The following is an 18845-nucleotide window of genomic DNA, read 5'->3' as shown; positions in this document are numbered from 1 at the left end:
CCACCCGGAAAAGGAGAACCACCATGACCAGCCCCCTTCGCGACCGCCACTACCTGCGCGAACTCGACTTCACCGCCGACGAGATCCACTACCTGCTCGACCTCGCCGCCGAACTCAAGGCCGCCAAACGCGCCGGGACGGAGGCCGCGCACCTGACCGGCCGCCGCCTGGCCCTGATCTTCGAGAAGAACTCCACCCGCACCCGCTGCGCCTTCGAGGTCGCCGCCGCCGACCAAGGGGCCACCACCACCTACCTCGGCCCCGACAGCTCCCACATCGGCCACAAGGAATCGGTCGCCGACACCGCCCGTGTCCTCGGGCGCATGTACGACGGCATCGAGTACCGCGGCTTCGCGCAGGAGACCGTCACCGAGCTCGCCGCCCACGCCGGGGTGCCGGTCTACAACGGCCTCACCGACGAGTGCCACCCCACCCAGAGCCTCTGCGACGTGTTCACCATGCGCGAGCACAGCGGGAAGCCGCTGGAGCGGATCTCGTTCTGCTACCTGGGCGACGCCCGCAACAACACCGCCAACTCCCTGATGGTGATGGGCAGTCTGCTCGGCATGGACGTGCGCATCGCCGCTCCGCGGAAGCTGTGGCCCGACCCGCTGCTGGTCTCCGAGTGCCTGCTGCTCGGCCAGGAGAGCGGAGCCCGCCTCACCCTCACCGACCAGGTCGAGGAGGCCGTGCGCGGCGCGGACTTCCTCTACACCGACGTGTGGGTCTCGATGGGCGAGGACCACGACCGGTGGAAGGAGCGCATCGACCTGCTGCTCCCGTACCAGATCAACGCCGAGACCGTGGCCGCCACCGGCAACCCGGACACCGCCTTCCTGCACTGCCTGCCGGCCCTGCACGACCGCCACACCGACCTCGGCGCCGAACTCGCCGCCGACCACGGGCTCGAGGGCCTGGAGGTCACCGACGAGGTCTTCGAGTCGGCCGCCTCCCTGGTGTTCACCCAGGCCGAGAACCGCATGCACACCATCAAGGCGATCCTCGTCGCCACCCTCGGGAGGAACTGACCATGCGCATCGTCGCCGCCCTCGGCGGAAACGCCCTGCTCCAGCGGGGCGAGAACCCCGACGCCGCCGTCCAGCAGCACCACGTCCACGACGCGGCCCGGTCACTGGCAGAACTCGTCCTCGCCGGGCACGAGTTGGTCATCACCCACGGCAACGGCCCGCAGGTCGGCCTGCTCGCCGCCGAGAGCGAGAGCGACCCGGACCTGACCGTCCCCTACCCACTGGATGTCCTCGGCGCGCAGACCCAGGGCATGATCGGCACCCTTCTCGCCCGGGAACTCGTCGGCCGCCTGCCCGGACACGCCGTCACCGCCCTGGTCACCCACACCGAGGTGGACCCGTACGACCCCGCCTTCAAACACCCCGACAAGTTCATCGGCGGCCGACTCACCGACCACCAGGCCAGGATGATGGAGCTCGACCGCGGATGGACGACCGCTCGCGACGGCGACCACCTCCGCCGCACGGTCCCCTCGCCGCTGCCGAAGGCGATCACCGAGCTCGCCGCCGTCCGCGTTCTCCTGGCGAGCGGCTCGGTGGTGATCGCGGCCGGAGGCGGCGGAATCCCCGTCACCCGCAACCCCGACACCGGCCTGATGCGCGGCGTCGAGGCCGTCGTCGACAAGGACCGCACCGCCGCCCTGCTCGCCGAACAGCTCGACGCCGACGCACTGCTGATCCTCACCGACGTCACCCACGTGTTCACCCGCTTCGGCGCCGCACACCCCGGTCCGCTCACCACCGTCACCCCCGACCGACTGCACCAGCTGGACCTGCCCGCGGGCTCGATGCGCCCCAAGGCGGAAGCCGCCGCCGACTTCGCCGAGCGGACCGGTCACCTCGCCGTCATCGGCCCGCTGGACAACGCCCTCGGCGCGCTCCTCGGCACCACCGGCACCACCGTCCGCGCGCTGCCCGTACCCGTGGGCCGTCGGCCGAGGGTCCTGCCGGAAGGACCCTCGGCCTACGACCCGGCCGCACCGCACGCGACCGTCTGAACACCACGAGGAAGGGAACTGGGATGAACCAGCTGCAGACCGAGCCCGCCACCGACGTCCTGGTGGAGACCCGCGGCGAGGTCACCTCGGCCGCACCCGACTACGCCCGGAGGAAGATGCTCGCCGTATTGGGGCGCCTCGACGAGCCGGTCCTCGCCGCCCGGGTGAAGCTCGCCCAGGAGGCCAACCACGCGATGGCGAAGCCCTCGCTCGCCCAAGCCGTCGTCGATCTGAACGGCAGGCCGGTGCGGGCGCACGTGGCCGCCACCACCATGCAGGAGGCCGTCGACCTGCTCCAGGACCGCCTGATCGCCCGGATCGCCCGTGTCCGCGGCCACCGGGACCACTACCGCCACCACGCGACTCCACCGGCCGTCCCGCTGGGCGGCGCTCGGCACGAGCACCGCCCGCAGCGCCACGCCCGCCATGCGCAGGAGCGCCGGATCGTGCGGCACAAGTCCTACAGCCTGGCACGGCAGACGGCCTGGGAGGCGGTGCTCGAACTGGAGGCCATGGACTACGACTTCCACCTGTTCACCGACACGGCGAGCGGCTGCGACAGCGTGGTCCACCGCAACCCGGCCGACGACGGCTACCGGCTGGCCACCGTCGGCCCGCAGGCCGACCCGGTGCCGGGGTTGCCGGCGAGCACGCTCGGCGCACCGCGGCTCACCGTCGACGACGCGGTCGCGCGCCTGGACCTGAGCGGCCTGCCGTTCGTCTTCTTCACCGACGCCGCCACCGGCCGCGGCAACGTGCTGTACCACCGCTACGACGGCCACTACGGCCTCATCACTCCTGCGCTGTAGGGGGCGGGCCGGCCCGGCGGCCGTGGGGGTTCGACCGGGCAGCACAACCACAACGGCGGGAGCCGGGGACGGTGTGGGGCCGCTCCCGGCTCCCGCCGTTGTGCTGCCCGGTCGCCCGTTGGGGCCCCGTTCCCCGGAGCGCCACGTGGTGCCGGGCATCCTGCTTCCTCGGCGGTCCCAGGCTCGATCTCTCGTGACTGGACCGTCGCCCTGTCCCTCCGGCGCAACTGGCGCCCCCCATACTCCAAGGCATTCGGCGGGTCTCAGGAGAACTCGCTGGGTCCTGGAGCCCTGGCAGCTGACCTATCCCGAGGTCGAGGTGGTCGCGGACACCGAGTGCGCCTCGCCGGGCCGGGTGCTGGTGGAGTCGTCCGTCAAGGCCCGGCTGCTGGTGCTCGGCCGCCGCCCGGGTGATCGGGTCGCCTGGCTCGGCCCGGTGGCCCACGCGGTCCTGCACCACACCGACTGCCCGGTGGCGGTCGTGCCCGAGGCCTGAGCTCAGCCCCTGACCGGGACCTTTGGGACCGGTCAGGGGCTGCTCGGCCTCTGTGGCAGGCCTTCACCAGCCGTAAGCCTGTCCATCGGACACGGGGTCGCGCACATCGGTGCCGCGACCGGAGAGCGGAGGAGGACGTGATCATGTCTCACGCGGTTGTGGTGGGAGTCGACGGATCGGCGCAGAGCGCTGCGGCGGCCGAGTGGGCGGCCTATCAGGCGCACCTGAGCGGTCGGGCCCTGCGGCTGATCCACGTCGGCGCGCGGCCGGAGTTCTCCGTGGAGGCCGCGGACCCGGCGGAGCTGCTGCCCCGGCCGGTGCTCGCGCTGCGGGATCGGATCGTGGAGGTGCTGCCGGGCCTCAGGGTCTCCTGCGAGCACGTGCCCGGCAGCCCGGCCGAGGCACTGGTGGCCGCCGGAGACCGCGGAGGCCTGCTGGTGCTCGGCTCGCGCGGGATCGGCGGCCTCGCCGGGCTGCTGCTCGGGTCGGTCGCGTTGCGCGCCGCGGCGCACGCCGCCTGCCCGGTGGTCCTGATCCGGAGCGGTACGGACGGCCGGGGCGACGTGCACGGTGGCGTCGTGGTCGGGGTGGACAGCAGTCGGCCCTGTGCCGAGGTGCTCGCGTTCGCCTTCGAGAGGGCCACCGAACGGGGTGCGGTGCTGCGGGCGCTGGAGAGCCGCGAGCTGCCCACCGGGGGGTACGCGACGGACGCTCCGGTGGACCCGCCGGAGATCACGAGTGCGCTGGCCGCCGCCGCGCAGGTCCGGCTCGAGGACACGCTGGCGCCCTGGCGGAAGAAGTTCCCCGAGGTGCGCGTCGCGGCCGAGGTGACCGGCTGGCCGGCCGGAAAGGCGCTGGTGGAGGCATCCCGCAGCGCTTCCCTGGTGGTGGTGGGCCGTCGGATCCCGAGGGGCCGGCCGGCCGTTCCCGGGCTGGGCGCCGTGGCCCACGCCGTGCTGCACCACCCACACGGCCCGGTCGCGGTGGTGCCGCACGACTGATCGACAACGCCACGCCGGCCGTGGCAGGACCGGCACCCGGTCCTGCCACGGCCGGCGGCGTGTTCGGCCCGGGGTCGTTCGTGGCCGCGGCAGTCTGCGGTGAGGGACCTTCGGCCCGCAGGCGTACCCCATCGGCCGCCTCCCCGTGCGGCGCCGCTCGGGAAGGCTGTCGGTGCAGGCGCGAGCAGCGCCCGCCGGTACCCGATCCCCGGACGAAGAACCGAAAGGTGGCCCCGCCATGTCCCGCCGCCCGCAGACCGAGGAGCCGACTCCTCCCGCCCCGGCCTCCGCCGCTGCCGTCGACGCCTTGGTCGCCGACGCCCTGACTGCGCTTGCGGAGTACGCCGACTTCACCCAGCAGCAGGTCGACCACATCGTCAAGAAGGCGTCGCTGGCCGCGCTGGCCCAGCACACCGGCCTCGCCGCGCTGGCGGTCGAGGAGACCGGCCGTGGCCTGTTCGAGGACAAGGCCGTGAAGAACGTCTTCGCCTGCGAGAACGTCACCCACGTGATGGCCCGCACGAAGACCGTCGGGGTGGTGCACCGCGACGAGATCGACGGGATCGTGGAGATCGCCGAGCCGGTCGGTGTGGTCGCGGGCATCACCCCGGTCACCAACCCCACCTCCACCACCGTCTTCAAGTGCCTCCTGGCGCTGAAGACCCGAAACCCGATCGTGTTCGCCTTCCACCCCGCCGCGCAGCGCTGCTCGGCGCAGGCGGCCCGGATCGTGCGGGAGGCGGCGGTGGCGGCCGGAGCCCCGCAGTCCTGCATCCAGTGGATCGAGGAGCCGTCGATGGCGGCCACCGAGGCCCTGATGAAACACCCGGACGTGGCCACGATCCTGGCGACGGGCGGCAACGCGATGGTCCGGGCGGCGTACTCCTGCGGCAAGCCGACCCTCGGCGTCGGCGCCGGCAATGTCCCCGCCTACGTCGAGAGGAGCGCGGACCTGAAACGGGCCGTCAACGACATCGTGCTGTCGAAGACCTTCGACAACGGCATGATCTGCGCCTCCGAGCAGGCCGTCATCCTGGACGCGGAGATCCGCGACGCGGCGCTCGCCGAGTTCCGCACGCTGAAGGCGCATCACGCGAACGCCGAGGAGAAGGTGCTGCTGGAGCGGTACCTGTTCGGCGCCGGGGACGGGAGTTCCTGCGCGGGGCAACGGCTGAACGCCGACGTGGTGGGCCGCAGTGCGCCCGAAATCGCCGCGGCGGCGGGGTTCGAGGTGCCGGCGGACACCTCGGTGCTGCTGGTGGACGTCGCCGAGGTCGGGCCGACCGAGCCGCTGACCCGCGAGAAGCTCTGCCCGGTGCTGGCCGTGCTGACCTCCGCCTCGCGTCGAGAGGGCGTCGAACTGGCCTCGGCGATGGTGGAGTTCAACGGGCTCGGACACTCGGCGGCGGTGCACACCGAGGACGCGGCGTTCGTCGAGGAGTTCGGTCACGCGGTCAAGGCCTGCCGGATCATCTGGAACGCGCCCAGCTCGCAGGGCGGCATCGGCGACGTCTACAACGCCTTCACCCCCTCGCTGACACTGGGCTGCGGCTCCTACGGGCACAACTCCGTGGCCGGCAACGTGTCGGCACTGAACCTGCTGAACATCAAGCGCATCGGGCGGCGCAACACCAACATGCAGTGGTTCAAGGTCCCACCGAAGATCTACTTCGAGCGCAACAGCATCAAGTACCTGGCGAGCATGCCCAACGCCCACCGGATCGTCGTCGTGACCGACCGGACCATGGTGGAGATCGGCCACTTGGAGCGGATCCGCGGCATCCTGGACCGACGCCGCGAACCCGTCGAGGTCCGCGTCGTCGACTTCGTCGAGCCCAACCCCAGCATCGACACCGTACGGCGGGGCGCCGAGCTGATGCGCGACTTCCGCCCCGACACCATCGTGGCGCTCGGCGGCGGCTCGCCGATGGACGCGGCGAAGGTCATGTGGCTGATGTACGAGCACCCCGAGGTCGACTTCGCCGACCTCAAGGAGAAGTTCTTCGACATCCGCAAGCGCGCCTTCACCTTCCCCGACCTCGGCGAGAAGGCGAAGCTGGTGTGCGTCCCGACGACATCGGGCACCGGGGCCGAGGTCACCCCGTTCGCGGTGATCACCGACACCGCCACCGGACAGAAGTACCCGCTCGCCGACTACGCGCTCACCCCGAGCGTCGCCATCGTCGACCCGGCACTGACCACCCACCTGCCCGACGACGTCACCGCCGACACCGGCTTCGACGCCCTCACCCACTGCATCGAGACCTACGTCTCGGTCTACGCCAACGACTTCACCGACGGACTCGCCCTCCAGGGCATCCGGCTGATCTTCGAGAACCTGGAGCGGGCCGTCACCGACGGCCCGAACGACCCGGTCGCCCGGGAGAAGACGCACAACGCCGGCACCATCGCCGGCATGGCCTTCGGCTCGGCGTTCCTGGGCGTGGTGCACGCGATGGCGCACACCCTGGGCGCCACCTTCCACGTCGCCCACGGCCGCACCAACGCGCTGCTGCTGCCCCACGTCATCCGCTACAACGGCACGGCGCCGGCGAAGGTCACCAGCTGGCCCAAGTACCGCAGCTACGTCGCCCCCGAGCGCTACCAGGCCGTCGCCCGCATGCTCGGCCTGCCCGCCGACACCCCCGAGCGGGGCGTCGAGTCGCTCGCCACCGCGATCGAGGACCTGCGCGACCGGGTGGGCGTCCCGCGCTCCTTCAAGGAGGCGGGGGTCGACGAGGCAGCCTTCCTGGCGGCGCTGCCGCAGCAGGCGATGAACGCCTTCGAGGACCAGTGCGCCCCGGCCAACCCCCGGATGCCGCTGCTCGCCGACATGCAGCAGCTGATGCGCCAGGCCTACTACGGCGACCGGTCCTGACCACCACCCGAGCGAGAAGGACAGCCCGACCATGACCACACAGCAGCAGGGCTCCGCGACCGCCTGGGACGGCTTCCGGGGCGAGCGGTGGCGCGAAACCATCGACGTGCGCGACTTCGTCCAGCACAACTACACCCCCTACGGGGGCGACGGCTCCTTCCTCGCCGGGCCCACCGAGCGGACCCTCGCGGTCTGGCAGCAGATCACCGACCGCTTCCCCGAGGAACGCGCCAAGGGCGTGTACGACGTCGCCCACGACATCCCCGCCGGCATCACCGCGCACGCGCCCGGCCACATCGACCGCGACCGGGAGCTGATCGTCGGACTTCAGACCGACGCACCCCTCAAGCGCGCGATCATGCCCTACGGCGGCTGGCGGATGGTCGCCGGAGCGTTGAAAACCTACGGCTACCCGGTCGACCCCCAGCTGGAGAAGGTCTTCACCCGGTACCGCAAGACCCACAACGACGGCGTCTTCGACGCCTACACGCCCGAGATCCTCGCCGCCCGCAAGGCCGGCATCATCACCGGCCTGCCGGACGCCTACGGCCGCGGCCGGATCATCGGCGACTACCGCCGCGTCGCCCTCTACGGCGTGGACCGGCTGATCGAGGCCAAGCGGGCCGAGAAAACCGAGCTGGACCGGCTGCCGCGCGACCCGTCGCGGCTGGAGGAGACCATCCGCGAACGCGAGGAGCTCGCGGAGCAGGTCCGGGCACTCGCGGAGCTCAAGCAGATGGCGGCCGGCTACGGCTGCGACATCTCCGGTCCGGCCCGCACCGGCCGCCAGGCCGTCCAGTGGTTGTACTTCGCCTACCTGGCCGCGGTGAAGGAGCAGAACGGCGCGGCGATGTCACTCGGCCGCACCTCGACCTTCGTGGACGTCTACCTCCAACGAGACATCGAGGCGGGCACGCTCACCGAGTCCGGGGCGCAGGAGCTGGTCGACGACTTCATCATCAAGCTGCGGATCGTCCGCTTCCTGCGCACCCCCGAGTACGACGAGCTGTTCTCCGGGGACCCGACCTGGGTCACCGAGTCGATCGGCGGAATCGGCGAGGACGGCCGCCCGCTGGTCACCCGCACCTCCTTCCGCTACCTCCAGACGCTCTACAACCTCGGCCCGGCCCCCGAGCCGAACATGACCGTCTTCTGGAGCCCGCAACTTCCCCAGGGCTTCAAGGAGTTCTGCGCCCAGGTGTCCATCGACACCTCCAGCATCCAGTACGAGTCGGACGAGCTGATGCGCCCGCGCTTCGGCGACGACACCGCGATCGCCTGCTGCGTCTCGGCGATGGCCGTCGGCAAGCAGATGCAGTTCTTCGGCGCCCGGGTCAACCTCGCCAAGACCCTGCTGTACGCGATCAACGGTGGCCGCGACGAGAAGTCCGGCGCCCAGGTCGGCCCCGAGACCGGTGCACTCACCGACGAGGTGCTCGACTACGACGCCGTGCTGGCCAAGTTCGACCAGCAGATGGAGTGGCTGGCCCAGACCTACGTCCACGCGCTCGACGTCATCCACTTCATGCACGACAAGTACGCCTACGAGCGCATCGAGATGGCCCTGCACGACCGGGACGTCCGCCGCACGATGGCCTGCGGGATAGCCGGCCTCTCGGTGGCCGCCGACTCGCTCTCGGCCATCAAGCACGCCACGGTGAGGCCCGTCCGGGACGAGACCGGCCTGGCCGTGGACTACCTGGTCGAGGGCGAGTACCCCGCGTACGGCAACAACGACGACCGGGCCGACTCGATCGCCGTGCAGCTGGTCGAGGAGTTCATGAAGAAGGTCCGCAAGCACCCCGCCTACCGGGGCGCCGAGCACACCCAGTCGGTGCTGACCATCACCTCCAACGTGGTCTACGGCAAGAAGACCGGCGCCACCCCGGACGGCCGCAAGGCCGGCGAGCCGTTCTCCCCGGGCGCCAACCCGATGAACGGGCGCGACCGCCACGGATACGTCGCCGCGGCCCTGTCCGTGGCCAAACTCCCCTATGACCAGGCCGAGGACGGCATCTCCCTCACCAACACCGTCACCCCCGACGCCCTCGGCCGCACCCCCGAGGAGCGGATCACCAACCTGGTCGGCGTGCTCGACGGCTACACCACCTGCCACGGCTTCCACATGAACGTCAACGTCCTCGACCGCGACACCCTGCTGGACGCGATGGAACACCCGGAGAACTACCCCCAGTTGACCATCCGGGTCAGCGGCTACGCGGTCGACTTCGTCCGCCTCACCCGCGAGCAGCAACTCGACGTGATCGGCCGCACCTTCCACGGGGCGCTGTAGCCGCACCCATCCGCCCGCGGTGCCGACGCCCTCCCCGACCACGGGTGTCGGCACCGCGTCTTCGTGCAAGGAGCAAGGGAATGACAGGAACCGCCGCCGCCCCCGCCGACGCCGCTCCACCTCCGCCCTGCCCGGTGAACGGCCGACTGCACTCCTGGGACCTGTCCACCGGCGTCGACGGCCCGGGCACGCGCTTCGTCGCCTTCCTCGCCGGCTGCCCGCTGCGCTGCCTCTACTGCCACAACCCCGACACCTGGCACCTGCGCGACGGCCGGCGCACGACGGCCGACGAGATCGTCCAGGAAGCGGCCACGTACACCGGGTTCATCCGCGCCTCCGGCGGCGGGGCCACGATCAGCGGTGGCGAGCCGCTGCTCCAGCCGGATCTCACCGGTGAGCTGCTGCACCGCTTCAAGCACGAACTCGGCCTCCACACCGCCCTGGACACCTCCGGCTTCCTCGGCACCCGCGCCACCGACGCACTGCTCGCCGACACCGACCTCGTCCTGCTCGACATCAAGTCCTGGGACCGCGCCCTCTACCGTCACCTGACCGGGCGACGGCTCGCCCCCACCCTGGACTTCGCCCACCGGCTGGCCGGCCTCGGCACGGAGACCTGGGTCCGCTTCGTCCTCGTCCCGGGGCTCACCGACCTCGCCGTCAACATCGAGGGCATCGCCGCGTTCACCGCCTCGCTCGGCAACGTCACCCGGGTCGACGTCCTGCCCTTCCACAAGCTCGGCGCTGCCAAATGGCGGGCTCTCGGCCGGGAGTTCACCCTCGCCGACACGCCGGCACCGACCCCTGACCAGGTGGCCGCCGTCCGCGCGGTGTTCGCCGCCCACGGGCTGCACGCCGTCTGAAGGGGGTGCACCAGGCCGGCCCCCAGCAGCCCGGGGTAGCTGGCGAGGGAGACATCCCCTGTCGATCCGGAGAAGGCCTTGAGCGCGTCCGGTGCGGCCGAGCCGCCCGCGTGTGCCGCCTCCGCCAGCAGCGCGGAGAAGACCTCCTGGACCAGCGGGTCCAGGCCCTCGGTGGGCTCGTCCAGGACCACCAGTTCGGGATCGTGCTGCAGGGCCTGCACCAGGCCGAGCTTCTGCTTCATCCCGCGCGAGTACTCCCGTACCGGCCGGGCCAGATCGGCGGCCGTCAGCCCGAGCCGGAGTCCTTTCCGACGGCCCGCGTCCCACTCGGCACCTCCGGCCGCCAGCCGGTCAGTCCGGGAGACGCACGGCCAGTGCGGGTCTGATCCGCGCGGCGTGGCGGGCGGGTCCGAGGGCGGCCAGCAGGGAGGCGGCGATGGTGACGGCGGCGAGCAGTCCGATGGCGCCCCACTCGATCGGGAAGCCGCCGTTCAGACCGGCGAAGGCGGAGCTCTTCTGGTACATCAGCCAGGTGGTGAGCACACCGAGCAGGGTCCCCAGAAGCGTCCCCTCCAGCGCGACGAATCCGCTCTCCCAGAGGAACGACCGCTCGACCGTCCGGGCCTGGCAGCCCAGGGCCCGCAGTACGCCGATGGTGCGCCGCCGCTCGCGGACGGCCCGGACCATCACCACGCCGAGGCCGGTGATGCCGATCAGCAGGCCGAGGGCCAGGAAGCCCTGCATCAGCCGGAAGAACGCCGTGTTGGCGGCGAACAGGCGGTGGACGTCGGTGGCGATCGGGGTGGCCACCAGGCTCGCGGAAAGGTGGCCGCCCTGCAGCCGGGACGCCAGGGCGTCCGGCGAGGCGCCGGGTGCGGTGCGCACCAGGGCACTGGCCGTCTGCGCCTGGGGGCCGAACTGCGCGGCCGCGCTCGGCGCGCTCTCGATCAGCGGGTAGACGGTGGCGCTGGTGCCGTTGCCGGGGTAGAAGGCGAGGCCGCTGTTGAGGACGCCCGCGATGGTCTTCTGCTCGGCGCGTCCGGTGAGCGGGTCGGTGAGGGTGAGGGTGTCGCCGGGGGCGTAGAACTTGCCTGCGGGGCCGCCGGTGGCGCCGAAGAAGCCGTCGAGGACGACGTAGTCGGGGTGGTCGGCGAGGGCGTCCCAGACCGCCTTGTCATTCGCCAGCCCGGGGAGCCGGTCACGGAAGGCGATCCCGGTGGCGGCGCCGTCGGGGATGCCGACGACCGCGGTCTCCAACGGCTGCGCCGTGCGGTGGCCGGGGTCGGTGGACTGGCCACGCGCGTTGAGCAGCGGCGCGACGGCGGCGATCTGTCCACTGTGGGACGGGCCGCGCAGATCGGCCAGCGGGTCCTGGCCCGCCTGCGGGTTGTAGTCCACGCGCAGGGTGTACCCGGCGGTCGCGTCCGCCACGGACCGGTCGATGCCGGCGTTCATGATGCCGGTGATCTGGGTGAGCAGTACCAGGACGAGGACGATCAGGGTGTACATCACCAGGGTCGAGCCGGTGCGGAACCGCTTGGCCAACGGATAGGCCGCGGCGAGGCGGGTGGCCAGGCCCTGCTGGGTGGGCCGGTTCATGAGCCGTCTCAGCGGGCGGAGCAGCAGCTGCTGGTTCTCGCTGACCAGGACGACGCCGGAGAAGGCGGCGAGGGTGCCGATGAGGACGTAGACCGCCATCGACGGCGTGTCGAAGATCCGCGGGCGGATCACGCTCGCGGCCAGCGTCCAGGTCAGCACCAGTCCGGCCGCCAGGCTGTCGACGAGGCGCCGCGGGAGCACCCGCCGCGCGGCGGGGACGGCCGATCCGATCGCGAGGGCGGGCAGGAGGTAGGTCTGCTCGGCCTGGCTCCGGGCGATCGCCGGGATCGCCGCAAGAGCGAAGAGGACGCTGAGCGTGCCGGTGACGGCGACCAGTCGGCGACGGGGCCTGCGCCCGGCGCCGGCGGGCAGGTCACGGATCGCGGCGATCACGTTGAAGCGGCTGATCCTGGTGCTGGTGGCGGCGATGGCGGCGAGGGCGATCAGCAGACCGAGGGCCGCGCCGTTGAGCAGGCTGGTCGGGGTGACGGAGAAGACGATGTCCAGCCCGCTGCCGCTCGTCGACCAGCTGCGGAAGATCTGGGCGGCGACCAGGGCGACGGCCCAGCCGACGCCGATGCCGATCGCCACCCCGGGCACTGCGGCGGCCAGCGCGTAGAGCATGCCCTCCAGGGTGAAGGAGCCGATCAGGCGGGAGCGCTTGAGTCCGACTGCGCGGAGCATGCCCAGTTGGGGCTTCCGCTCCTCGCCGAGCATCACGAAGATGTTCACCAGGAGCAGGGCGCCGGCGATGATGCTGAAGCTGCCGATCATCAGGAACAGCGCACCGAGCGTGTCGCCGGTCTTCTTGGCCGCCTCGAGCACGGTGTGCTTGGGGGTGTCGACGGCCGCCCGGCTCGCGTCGGCGCCGAGCGCGGTACGGATGTCCGAGGTCACGGTGTCGGTGAGTTCCTCGCCCGACTCGACGCCGCCACGATTGGACACCAGGGTCACCGACTGCGGCTGCACGCCTGCTGCCCGCGCGGCGCTGTCCAGCGCGCCGGGCGGCAGGAAGACGTTGCGGTTGACCCGGCCACCGAGGCCGGTGCCCGCCAGGCCCTCCTGCGGGACGACCCGTGCCACGGTGTAGTCCGTCGGATGCCCGTAGAGGTAGACGGTGATCAGCTGGCCGCTGCCGACCCGCAGTGCGTGCGCGAGCGGCTCGTTCAGCACCACCTGCCCGGGTGGCGGGGTCGGTCCGTGCAGCCCGGAGTCACCGCCGGCCGCGCCGAAGCGGCCCGCCGTGCTCAGGTCCAACTGCCAGGCCAGTACGCGCGGTTCGGCCGCCGGTCGACCGCCGCCGGTACTCGCGGCTGCAGCCTGGGCGACCTCCCCGCTCAGTACTCCGTCGATCTTCGGGTCGGTGGCGAGCGGCTGCAGCCGGGCGGCGACGGCCTGACCGGCGGAGGCGTCAGTGCTGACGATCCGCTCGTCCACCGGTCCGAGGGTCCGGTAAGCCTCCTGGCGCACCGAGAAGTCGAGGGTGTCACCGACGACCAGGGCGCCGACGATGATCGCAGTGCCCAACATGGAGCCCGTGATCACCAGAGCGGCCTCCGTACGACGCCGGGCGACCTGGCGCAGCGCCAGACGCCGTACCACCGGCTGGCGCACGGCGACCAGCAGCAGCGCCAGCAGGGCTACGGCCAGCAGACCGAGCAGCGGGAGGAGAAGGTTCGGGTACACGGCTCAGCCCGCCGGAACGGCCTGGAGGGTGTCGGCCACCAGGCGGCCGTCGCGCATCCGTACCAGCCGGGGCAGCCGCCGCCCGATCGCCTCGTCGTGCGTGACCAGGACGATGGTCTGGCCCTCGTCGCGGTTGAGCGAGTGGAGCAGTTCCATCACCTGGTCCGCCATGGCGCTGTCGAGGTTCCCGGTGGGCTCGTCGGCCCAGACCACGGCCGGGCGGGCGACCAGGGCACGGGCGATGGTGACGCGCTGCTGCTCACCGCCGGACAGCTCGCTGGGCCGGTGGGCGACACGACGGCCCAGGCCGACCCGCTCCAGCATCGCCTCGGCACGGACGCGGGCCTCGCGGGGCGGTGTACCGGTGAGCAGCAGTGGCAGTTCGACGTTCTCCGCGGCCGAGAAGACGGGGATCAGGTTGAACGCCTGGAAGACGAAGCCCATGGAACGGGCCCGGTGCTCGGTCCGCTCGGCGTCCGACATGGCGAAGAGGTCGCGGCCGTCGACCTCGACCCGGCCGGCGTCGATGTCGTCCAAGCCCGAGAGGCAGTTGAGCAGGGTGGTCTTCCCCGACCCGGAGGGGCCCATCACCCCGACGAGCTCGCCCCGCTCCACGGTCAGGTCGAGATCGCGCAGCGCCGTCACCTCGACCGACCCCGTGCGGTACACCTTGCGTACCCCTGTGGCCGCCAGCAGCGGGCGCGGCCCGCTCTCGGTCTCGGTCACCGGGCTCACCTCCTCCACACCGAGTCGGCCGGGCGGGCGACGATCTCCCGGAACCCCGTGTCGGGCGCGACCCGGACGACCTCGCGGGTCATCACCTCAGTGACTGGCTGATGCCTCATCACGCCTCTCCTGATATCCGCTCAGGTCGAGGACCTCCTCGACGGGGCGTCGGTGCCCCGGGCGGGCCGTAGCCGAGCCGCATCACCAGCTGGACGTGACCGGTTCCTCCGGCCGGGTCGCGCAGCCGCCCGCGGGTGTCGGGCCATTCGACCGCCGGGTCGGTCATCGTGATCACTCCTCGCAGGGGATCGCCGCTCGCCCGTGTCCGTTCGCGCGGTAGCGGGACAGCTCGACGTGGTCGTCGCGCAGCGCCTGCCCGTGTCCTCCGCTTGCACCACCACCGTGCGCCGCGCACCGTTGCTGCGCCGAGGGGCCCGGGGCCCCTGTTCGAGGACCCACGTGCCCAGCCGGGGCGGGGACCATCCGGCCCTGTGCCCCGGGCCGCACGGCCCTGTGCCCCGGGCCGCTCGGCGCTGTCCGTACCCGGCCGGCGACCGTACGGTGCGAGTGAGGCTGGCTGAGGCCTCCCGTCCCGACCGGTGGAGGAAGCCATGCCAGCAGAAGCCGGCGAGCGTCGTCCGATCGTGTTCGGCGTGGACGCGGCTCATCCGGGCCCGATGGCAGCGGTCTGGGCCGCCGACGAAGCGGAGCGCCGGAGGCTGCCCCTACGGCGGCGCTCCCGCGCTGGCGGTGGCGATCGCGCCTCCTCTCGGTCTACCCCCGGCTCGGGGGGAGGCTCGGACGGCATCGTGCGACGCCACCGCCGCGTGGTGCCGTTCTGGGCGCCACGCCGCCGCGAGTCGCTGCCCACCCTGCGCAACCCGTGGGGACCGGTCCACCCGGCCGGCGACTACCAGCTCGCCATGCCCTCGCTCGCCGACGCGGCCACCTCGGGCGAGAACGCGGCACGGGCGGTTCTCGCAGGCCTGGGCCGCTGATGTGTGAGCGGCCTGGTGGCTCACAGGCCGTGCACGCCCGGGAGCCCGCGGAGGGTGAGGCCGAGGCCGACGGTGAGGACGACGCCTGCCGTGAGCAGCGAGCTGTAGGGGGTGAGCCGCCGCAGGGTGGGCAGCCTGCGGCTGGTCAGGTCGGCCTCCCTGGATGCCGGCTCGACCCCGGCGGTGTCACGGGGCGCCGAGGGCCGCTTCCTCCCGGTCGAGGTCGTGCTGGACGCGGCGGCGGGTGGTGTCGCTGATGCGGTGCTCGTCGTAGAGGCGGTGCAGTTCGGTGCTCTGGACGGCGATGACCTCGCGGCGCAGCTGGCGGTAGGCGGCGTCGGCGGTGGTGCCGTCGGGGGTCTCGGGGGTGCGGTCGAGGCGGGCGGTGAGGGCGCGGCGTACGCGGTCGAGGGCGGTGTCGGGGACGGCCTCCAGTTCGGCGAGGTTCTCGACGTGGTGGAGGGCGGCGCGGTTGAGGGCGTCGCGGGTGTCGTCCTCCTCGCGGGCGGTGTGTTCGGGTTCCAGGGCGAGGCCGGAGCGGTTGACCACGGCGGCGAGGGTGAGGCCCTGGACGACGAGGGTGAACACGACGACGGCGGTGGTGAGGACCAGGACGAGGGGCCGTCCGGTGAGCTGGGTGCCGTCGTCGGCGAGCAGGGGGATGGAGAGCGCCGCGGCGAGGGGCATGACGCCGCGGGTGCCGGCCCAGGTGACCACCCCGGCGACCCGCCAGGAGAGCCGGCCGCGGCCCTGGCTGGGCTTGACGGCGCGGGTGAGCGGGAGGGTGGAGAGGACCCGCACCGCGATCAGGACGGCGGCCAGCACGAGCGCCTGCAGCGGCCACCAGCCGGTGCCCGGGGGCAGGTCCCGCACCAGGGTCGGCAGTTCGAGGCCGACGATGGAGAAGACGACGCTCTCCAGCAGGAAGACCACCACCGCGTACACGGCGTGCAGCTGCAGCCGGATGTGGGCGTCGGTGAGCCGGTGGCCGGAGCGCCCGAGCAGCACGCCGGCGACCACGACCGAGGTGACGCCGGAGGTGTGCGCGGACTCGGCGAGCACGTACGCCGCGTACGGGGTGACCAGGGCGATCACCGTCTCCAGCACCGGGTCCGTGGTGCGGCGGCGCACCAGCCACACGAGGCCGGCGACGGCGGCGCCGACCAGGCTGCCGCCCCCGCCCAGCAGCAGGAACTCCCCGGCCGCCGCCGGCACGCTCACCGAGGCGCCGGCGGCCACCGCGATGCCGACGGCGACCTTGAACAGGACGAGCGAGGTCGCGTCGTTGAACAGGCTCTCCGCCTGCACCAGCACCTGGAGTCGCCCGGGCAAGGCCAGTCGGCGACCGAGCGCGGTGACGGCCACCGGGTCGGTGCTGGACAGGACGGCCCCCAGGACGAAGGCCATCGCGGGCGGCAGCCCGGCGACGGCGACGGCCACGACGCCGACGGCGGCGGCGGAGGCGAAGACCAGGCCGAAGGAGAGGATCGTCACCGGCCGCCAGACCGTGCGGAGGTCACGCAGCGACAGCTCCTCGGCGGAGGCGTACAGCAGCGGCGGGAGCACCACCGTGCCGATGATCTGCGGGGGGATGTGAAGGGCGGGGACACCGGGTATCAGCGCCACTCCGATGCCCGCCAGGACCAGCAGCGACGGCGCGGGCACCCGCAGGCGCCCGGCGAAGGTGGCCACGGTCGTGGCCAGGACCACCAGGACGAGAACGATCGCCACAACGTGCATCGGCGGAAAGGACCCCATCGCAAGATCGGGGGTCACCGCCGCCGAATGCGGCAGTCATCCCCCGCGCCGACCAGGCTTCCCGGCACACCTGTGGTCATCTTATCGGAGCATTAGCAGCGGGTGGCAGGGCGGAAAGAACAGGGCATCAGAGCGTGAGCGGTGTGGACGGGGCGTGACTCTCCCTGTTCGCGCCGCCGGTCACTCCCGGCGCCGCACCGCGGTGGCCGTGGGCGGCGGCGGTGAGCTCACGACGGCTTTCGGTGACGTCGGCGTCCGCTACGACAGGCGATGCCGGACCACGGCGGTGGCGACCGGAGGCGGTGAGGGTGGGGCCCGTCACCATGCGGTCGGCAACCGTGTGGTCCGGTGAGGTCGGTGAGGCGCCAGGAGCGGCCCCGGCGCGCCGGTGCTACATCGCGGCTCGGCTCTCGGCCGTGTCGACCTCGGCCACGGCGATGGCGACACCGAGCGCCTCCGTGAGGTGGGTCGCGGCGGACATCACTCGTGCGGTGCCGACGATCGGTGCGATGGCGACCAGCACGTCCTGCAGCTGTTGCGCCGTCAGATGCTCACTCATCGCCGACTCGAAGTGCGCGAGGTACGAGAGAGCCGGTGCGTCCATGGCCGCGAGCGCCGCGATCCGGGTGAGGATGAGCGTATCGGGGGGCCAGACCACAGCGTTCGATCGAATCGACGGTCATGGCCGTGAGGGTGTCCAGGACTGGGGTCTCGGATGCGATTGCCATGTTCGACCATCTCCAAGGGTCGTTCGGTCGGTAGGTGTCTGCAGAGGAGGAGGGGGAGGTGCACGGAAGGAGGGCCGGGCCGACGCGGTCGGGTCAGTGCCGGACCTCTCTGGTCGTACCTGCGCACAGAGCCCAGATGACGAAGGCGTCGATCGCGATCAGGACGATCGCCCAGAACGGGTAGTGGGGAAGCCACACGAAGTTGGCGATCATTCCCAGCCCTGCGACGATGACGCCGGTGATGCGGGCCCAGACGGCGCCGCTGAAGAGAGCGACGCCCGCGAGAACGATCACGCACCCGAGGATCAGGTGGATCCATCCCCATCCGGCGGTGTTCATCGCGTAGGTGTAGTCACGGGTGACGACGATCAAGCCGTCCTTGGCGATGGCGGAGATCCCCTGGAATATCGCCATGATGCCGCCGACGCACAGCATGATCGCGGCGAACACGGTCCACCCGGCTGCGAAGCGCCGGGGCTCGGTGGTGCGTGCGGTGGGGCTGACTGAGGTGGCGCTACTGGTCATGTCGTGGACTCCTTTGCGGACCGCCGCGTCGCGGTCGGCGCCGGGCGACGAGAAGGGCGACCGGTGACTCAGGAGGACATCGGCACGATGCCCTCCACCGTGTTCCGGCCCGGCACCTGCGATACCGGGAGCGACGAAGGGAGAAGGAAGGTGGCCCGGAGAACTGTGAGGAGGTGGCAGAGCTTCGGCCCGGCCCCCACGAGACGGAAGTCGACGTGGTGGACGTTCGCCATCCTGCGGGCCCGGAGAAGGGCGCGGAGTCCGGCGGCATCGCAGAAGTCGAGGTCCGTGACGTCGAGGTCCAACTGCTGCGGGCGATCCCGCAACGCCCAGGCCACGGCGTTGACGACCGGCTCCACGGTGGTCACGTCGAGTTCGCCTTCCAGTGACACCACGGCGGTGCCGTCGCGCAGCCCGGTGGTGGTGTGCAGTGGGTCGTCGGCTCGCATAACGACCATC

General features: G+C 71.9%; 15 protein-coding genes and 2 pseudogenes. 9 read left to right on the top strand and 8 right to left on the bottom strand.

Annotation, left to right across the window (positions count from 1 at the left end):
* The first annotated feature begins 23 nt into the window (after positions 1-23).
* The 8 genes from argF (at position 24) to pflA (ending at position 10366) form a co-directional block, all read left to right on the top strand.
* On the top strand, positions 24-1028 hold the full coding sequence (argF, locus tag ACIRD3_RS20020; protein WP_402218197.1) for an ornithine carbamoyltransferase: 1005 nt from the start codon (positions 24-26) through the stop codon (positions 1026-1028).
* Positions 1029-1030: 2 nt separating this feature from the next.
* Positions 1031-2026 (top strand): carbamate kinase, encoded by a 996-nt coding sequence (locus ACIRD3_RS20015; protein WP_402218194.1) that lies wholly within the window; start codon positions 1031-1033, stop codon positions 2024-2026.
* 23 nt (positions 2027-2049) lie between these two features.
* Positions 2050-2835 carry an HPF/RaiA family ribosome-associated protein gene (locus ACIRD3_RS20010; protein ID WP_402218192.1) on the top strand — a complete coding sequence of 262 codons (786 nt, stop codon included), beginning with the start codon at positions 2050-2052 and terminating at the stop codon, positions 2833-2835.
* 22 nt (positions 2836-2857) lie between these two features.
* Positions 2858-3331, top strand: coding sequence for a universal stress protein (locus tag ACIRD3_RS20005; RefSeq protein WP_402218189.1), 474 nt, complete (start codon positions 2858-2860; stop codon positions 3329-3331).
* Positions 3332-3474: 143 nt separating this feature from the next.
* The gene (locus ACIRD3_RS20000; protein ID WP_402218187.1) at positions 3475-4332 is read left to right on the top strand and encodes a universal stress protein; all 858 of its coding nucleotides are present in this window, start codon (positions 3475-3477) and stop codon (positions 4330-4332) included.
* A gap of 238 nt (positions 4333-4570) precedes the next feature.
* Positions 4571-7210, top strand: coding sequence for a bifunctional acetaldehyde-CoA/alcohol dehydrogenase (gene adhE, locus ACIRD3_RS19995; protein WP_402218184.1), 2640 nt, complete (start codon positions 4571-4573; stop codon positions 7208-7210).
* A gap of 31 nt (positions 7211-7241) precedes the next feature.
* Complete coding sequence (gene pflB / locus ACIRD3_RS19990; RefSeq protein ID WP_402218181.1) at positions 7242-9503, top strand: formate C-acetyltransferase; 2262 nt, start codon at positions 7242-7244, stop codon at positions 9501-9503.
* An 80-nt stretch (positions 9504-9583) separates the two neighbouring features.
* A complete protein-coding gene (pflA, locus tag ACIRD3_RS19985; protein WP_402218178.1) occupies positions 9584-10366 on the top strand; it encodes a pyruvate formate-lyase-activating protein in 783 nt (260 codons plus the stop codon).
* A 182-nt stretch (positions 10367-10548) separates the two neighbouring features.
* Here pflA and ACIRD3_RS19980 read toward each other — a convergent pair.
* From ACIRD3_RS19980 to ACIRD3_RS19965, 4 genes and pseudogenes are all read right to left on the bottom strand, one after another.
* Positions 10549-10641 (bottom strand): annotated as a pseudogene (locus tag ACIRD3_RS19980) (hypothetical protein); the annotation flags it as partial.
* A gap of 76 nt (positions 10642-10717) precedes the next feature.
* Positions 10718-13651 (bottom strand): ABC transporter permease, encoded by a 2934-nt coding sequence (locus ACIRD3_RS19975; RefSeq protein WP_402218175.1) that lies wholly within the window; start codon positions 13649-13651, stop codon positions 10718-10720.
* Positions 13652-13654: 3 nt separating this feature from the next.
* Complete coding sequence (locus ACIRD3_RS19970) at positions 13655-14377, bottom strand: ABC transporter ATP-binding protein (protein ID WP_402218172.1); 723 nt, start codon at positions 14375-14377, stop codon at positions 13655-13657.
* 118 nt (positions 14378-14495) lie between these two features.
* Positions 14496-14663 carry a hypothetical protein gene (locus tag ACIRD3_RS19965; protein ID WP_402218170.1) on the bottom strand — a complete coding sequence of 56 codons (168 nt, stop codon included), beginning with the start codon at positions 14661-14663 and terminating at the stop codon, positions 14496-14498.
* Positions 14664-15186: 523 nt separating this feature from the next.
* On the opposite strand from ACIRD3_RS19965, the gene ACIRD3_RS19960 reads away from it, so the two are divergent.
* Positions 15187-15375: a hypothetical protein gene (locus ACIRD3_RS19960; RefSeq protein ID WP_402218167.1), complete on the top strand. Its 189-nt coding sequence runs from the start codon at positions 15187-15189 to the stop codon at positions 15373-15375.
* A gap of 186 nt (positions 15376-15561) precedes the next feature.
* Here ACIRD3_RS19960 and ACIRD3_RS19955 read toward each other — a convergent pair whose 3' ends face one another.
* The 4 genes and pseudogenes from ACIRD3_RS19955 to ACIRD3_RS19940 all read right to left on the bottom strand — a co-directional run bounded on the left by ACIRD3_RS19955 (position 15562) and on the right by ACIRD3_RS19940 (position 18835).
* Complete coding sequence (locus ACIRD3_RS19955; protein ID WP_402218165.1) at positions 15562-17115, bottom strand: Na+/H+ antiporter; 1554 nt, start codon at positions 17113-17115, stop codon at positions 15562-15564.
* 409 nt (positions 17116-17524) lie between these two features.
* Positions 17525-17861, bottom strand: a pseudogene (locus ACIRD3_RS19950) (carboxymuconolactone decarboxylase).
* Between the two features lie 93 nt (positions 17862-17954).
* Complete coding sequence (locus ACIRD3_RS19945) at positions 17955-18386, bottom strand: hypothetical protein (RefSeq protein WP_402218164.1); 432 nt, start codon at positions 18384-18386, stop codon at positions 17955-17957.
* Positions 18387-18454: 68 nt separating this feature from the next.
* On the bottom strand, positions 18455-18835 hold the full coding sequence (locus ACIRD3_RS19940; RefSeq protein WP_402218162.1) for an STAS domain-containing protein: 381 nt from the start codon (positions 18833-18835) through the stop codon (positions 18455-18457).
* Positions 18836-18845 lie beyond the last annotated feature (10 nt).

This window comes from Kitasatospora sp. NPDC093550 (genome assembly GCF_044764985.1).
Classification (GTDB): Bacteria; Actinomycetota; Actinomycetes; order Streptomycetales; family Streptomycetaceae; genus Kitasatospora.
Note: the sequence above shows the minus strand (reverse complement) of the source record. Positions and strands in the feature narration are given on the sequence as shown.

What these genes read in the sequence shown, in the direction of transcription:
- argF (WP_402218197.1), top strand. Translation starts at nt 24, where the DNA reads ATGACCAGCCCCCTTCGCGACCGCCACTACCTGCGCGAACTCGACTTC.
- ACIRD3_RS20015 (WP_402218194.1), top strand. Translation starts at nt 1,031, where the DNA reads ATGCGCATCGTCGCCGCCCTCGGCGGAAACGCCCTGCTCCAGCGGGGC.
- ACIRD3_RS20010 (WP_402218192.1), top strand. Translation starts at nt 2,050, where the DNA reads ATGAACCAGCTGCAGACCGAGCCCGCCACCGACGTCCTGGTGGAGACC.
- ACIRD3_RS20000 (WP_402218187.1), top strand. Translation starts at nt 3,475, where the DNA reads ATGTCTCACGCGGTTGTGGTGGGAGTCGACGGATCGGCGCAGAGCGCT.
- adhE (WP_402218184.1), top strand. Translation starts at nt 4,571, where the DNA reads ATGTCCCGCCGCCCGCAGACCGAGGAGCCGACTCCTCCCGCCCCGGCC.
- pflB (WP_402218181.1), top strand. Translation starts at nt 7,242, where the DNA reads ATGACCACACAGCAGCAGGGCTCCGCGACCGCCTGGGACGGCTTCCGG.
- pflA (WP_402218178.1), top strand. Translation starts at nt 9,584, where the DNA reads ATGACAGGAACCGCCGCCGCCCCCGCCGACGCCGCTCCACCTCCGCCC.
- ACIRD3_RS19965 (WP_402218170.1), bottom strand. Translation starts at nt 14,663, where the DNA reads ATGACCGACCCGGCGGTCGAATGGCCCGACACCCGCGGGCGGCTGCGC.
- ACIRD3_RS19955 (WP_402218165.1), bottom strand. Translation starts at nt 17,115, where the DNA reads ATGCACGTTGTGGCGATCGTTCTCGTCCTGGTGGTCCTGGCCACGACC.
- ACIRD3_RS19945 (WP_402218164.1), bottom strand. Translation starts at nt 18,386, where the DNA reads ATGACCAGTAGCGCCACCTCAGTCAGCCCCACCGCACGCACCACCGAG.
- ACIRD3_RS19940 (WP_402218162.1), bottom strand. Translation starts at nt 18,835, where the DNA reads ATGCGAGCCGACGACCCACTGCACACCACCACCGGGCTGCGCGACGGC.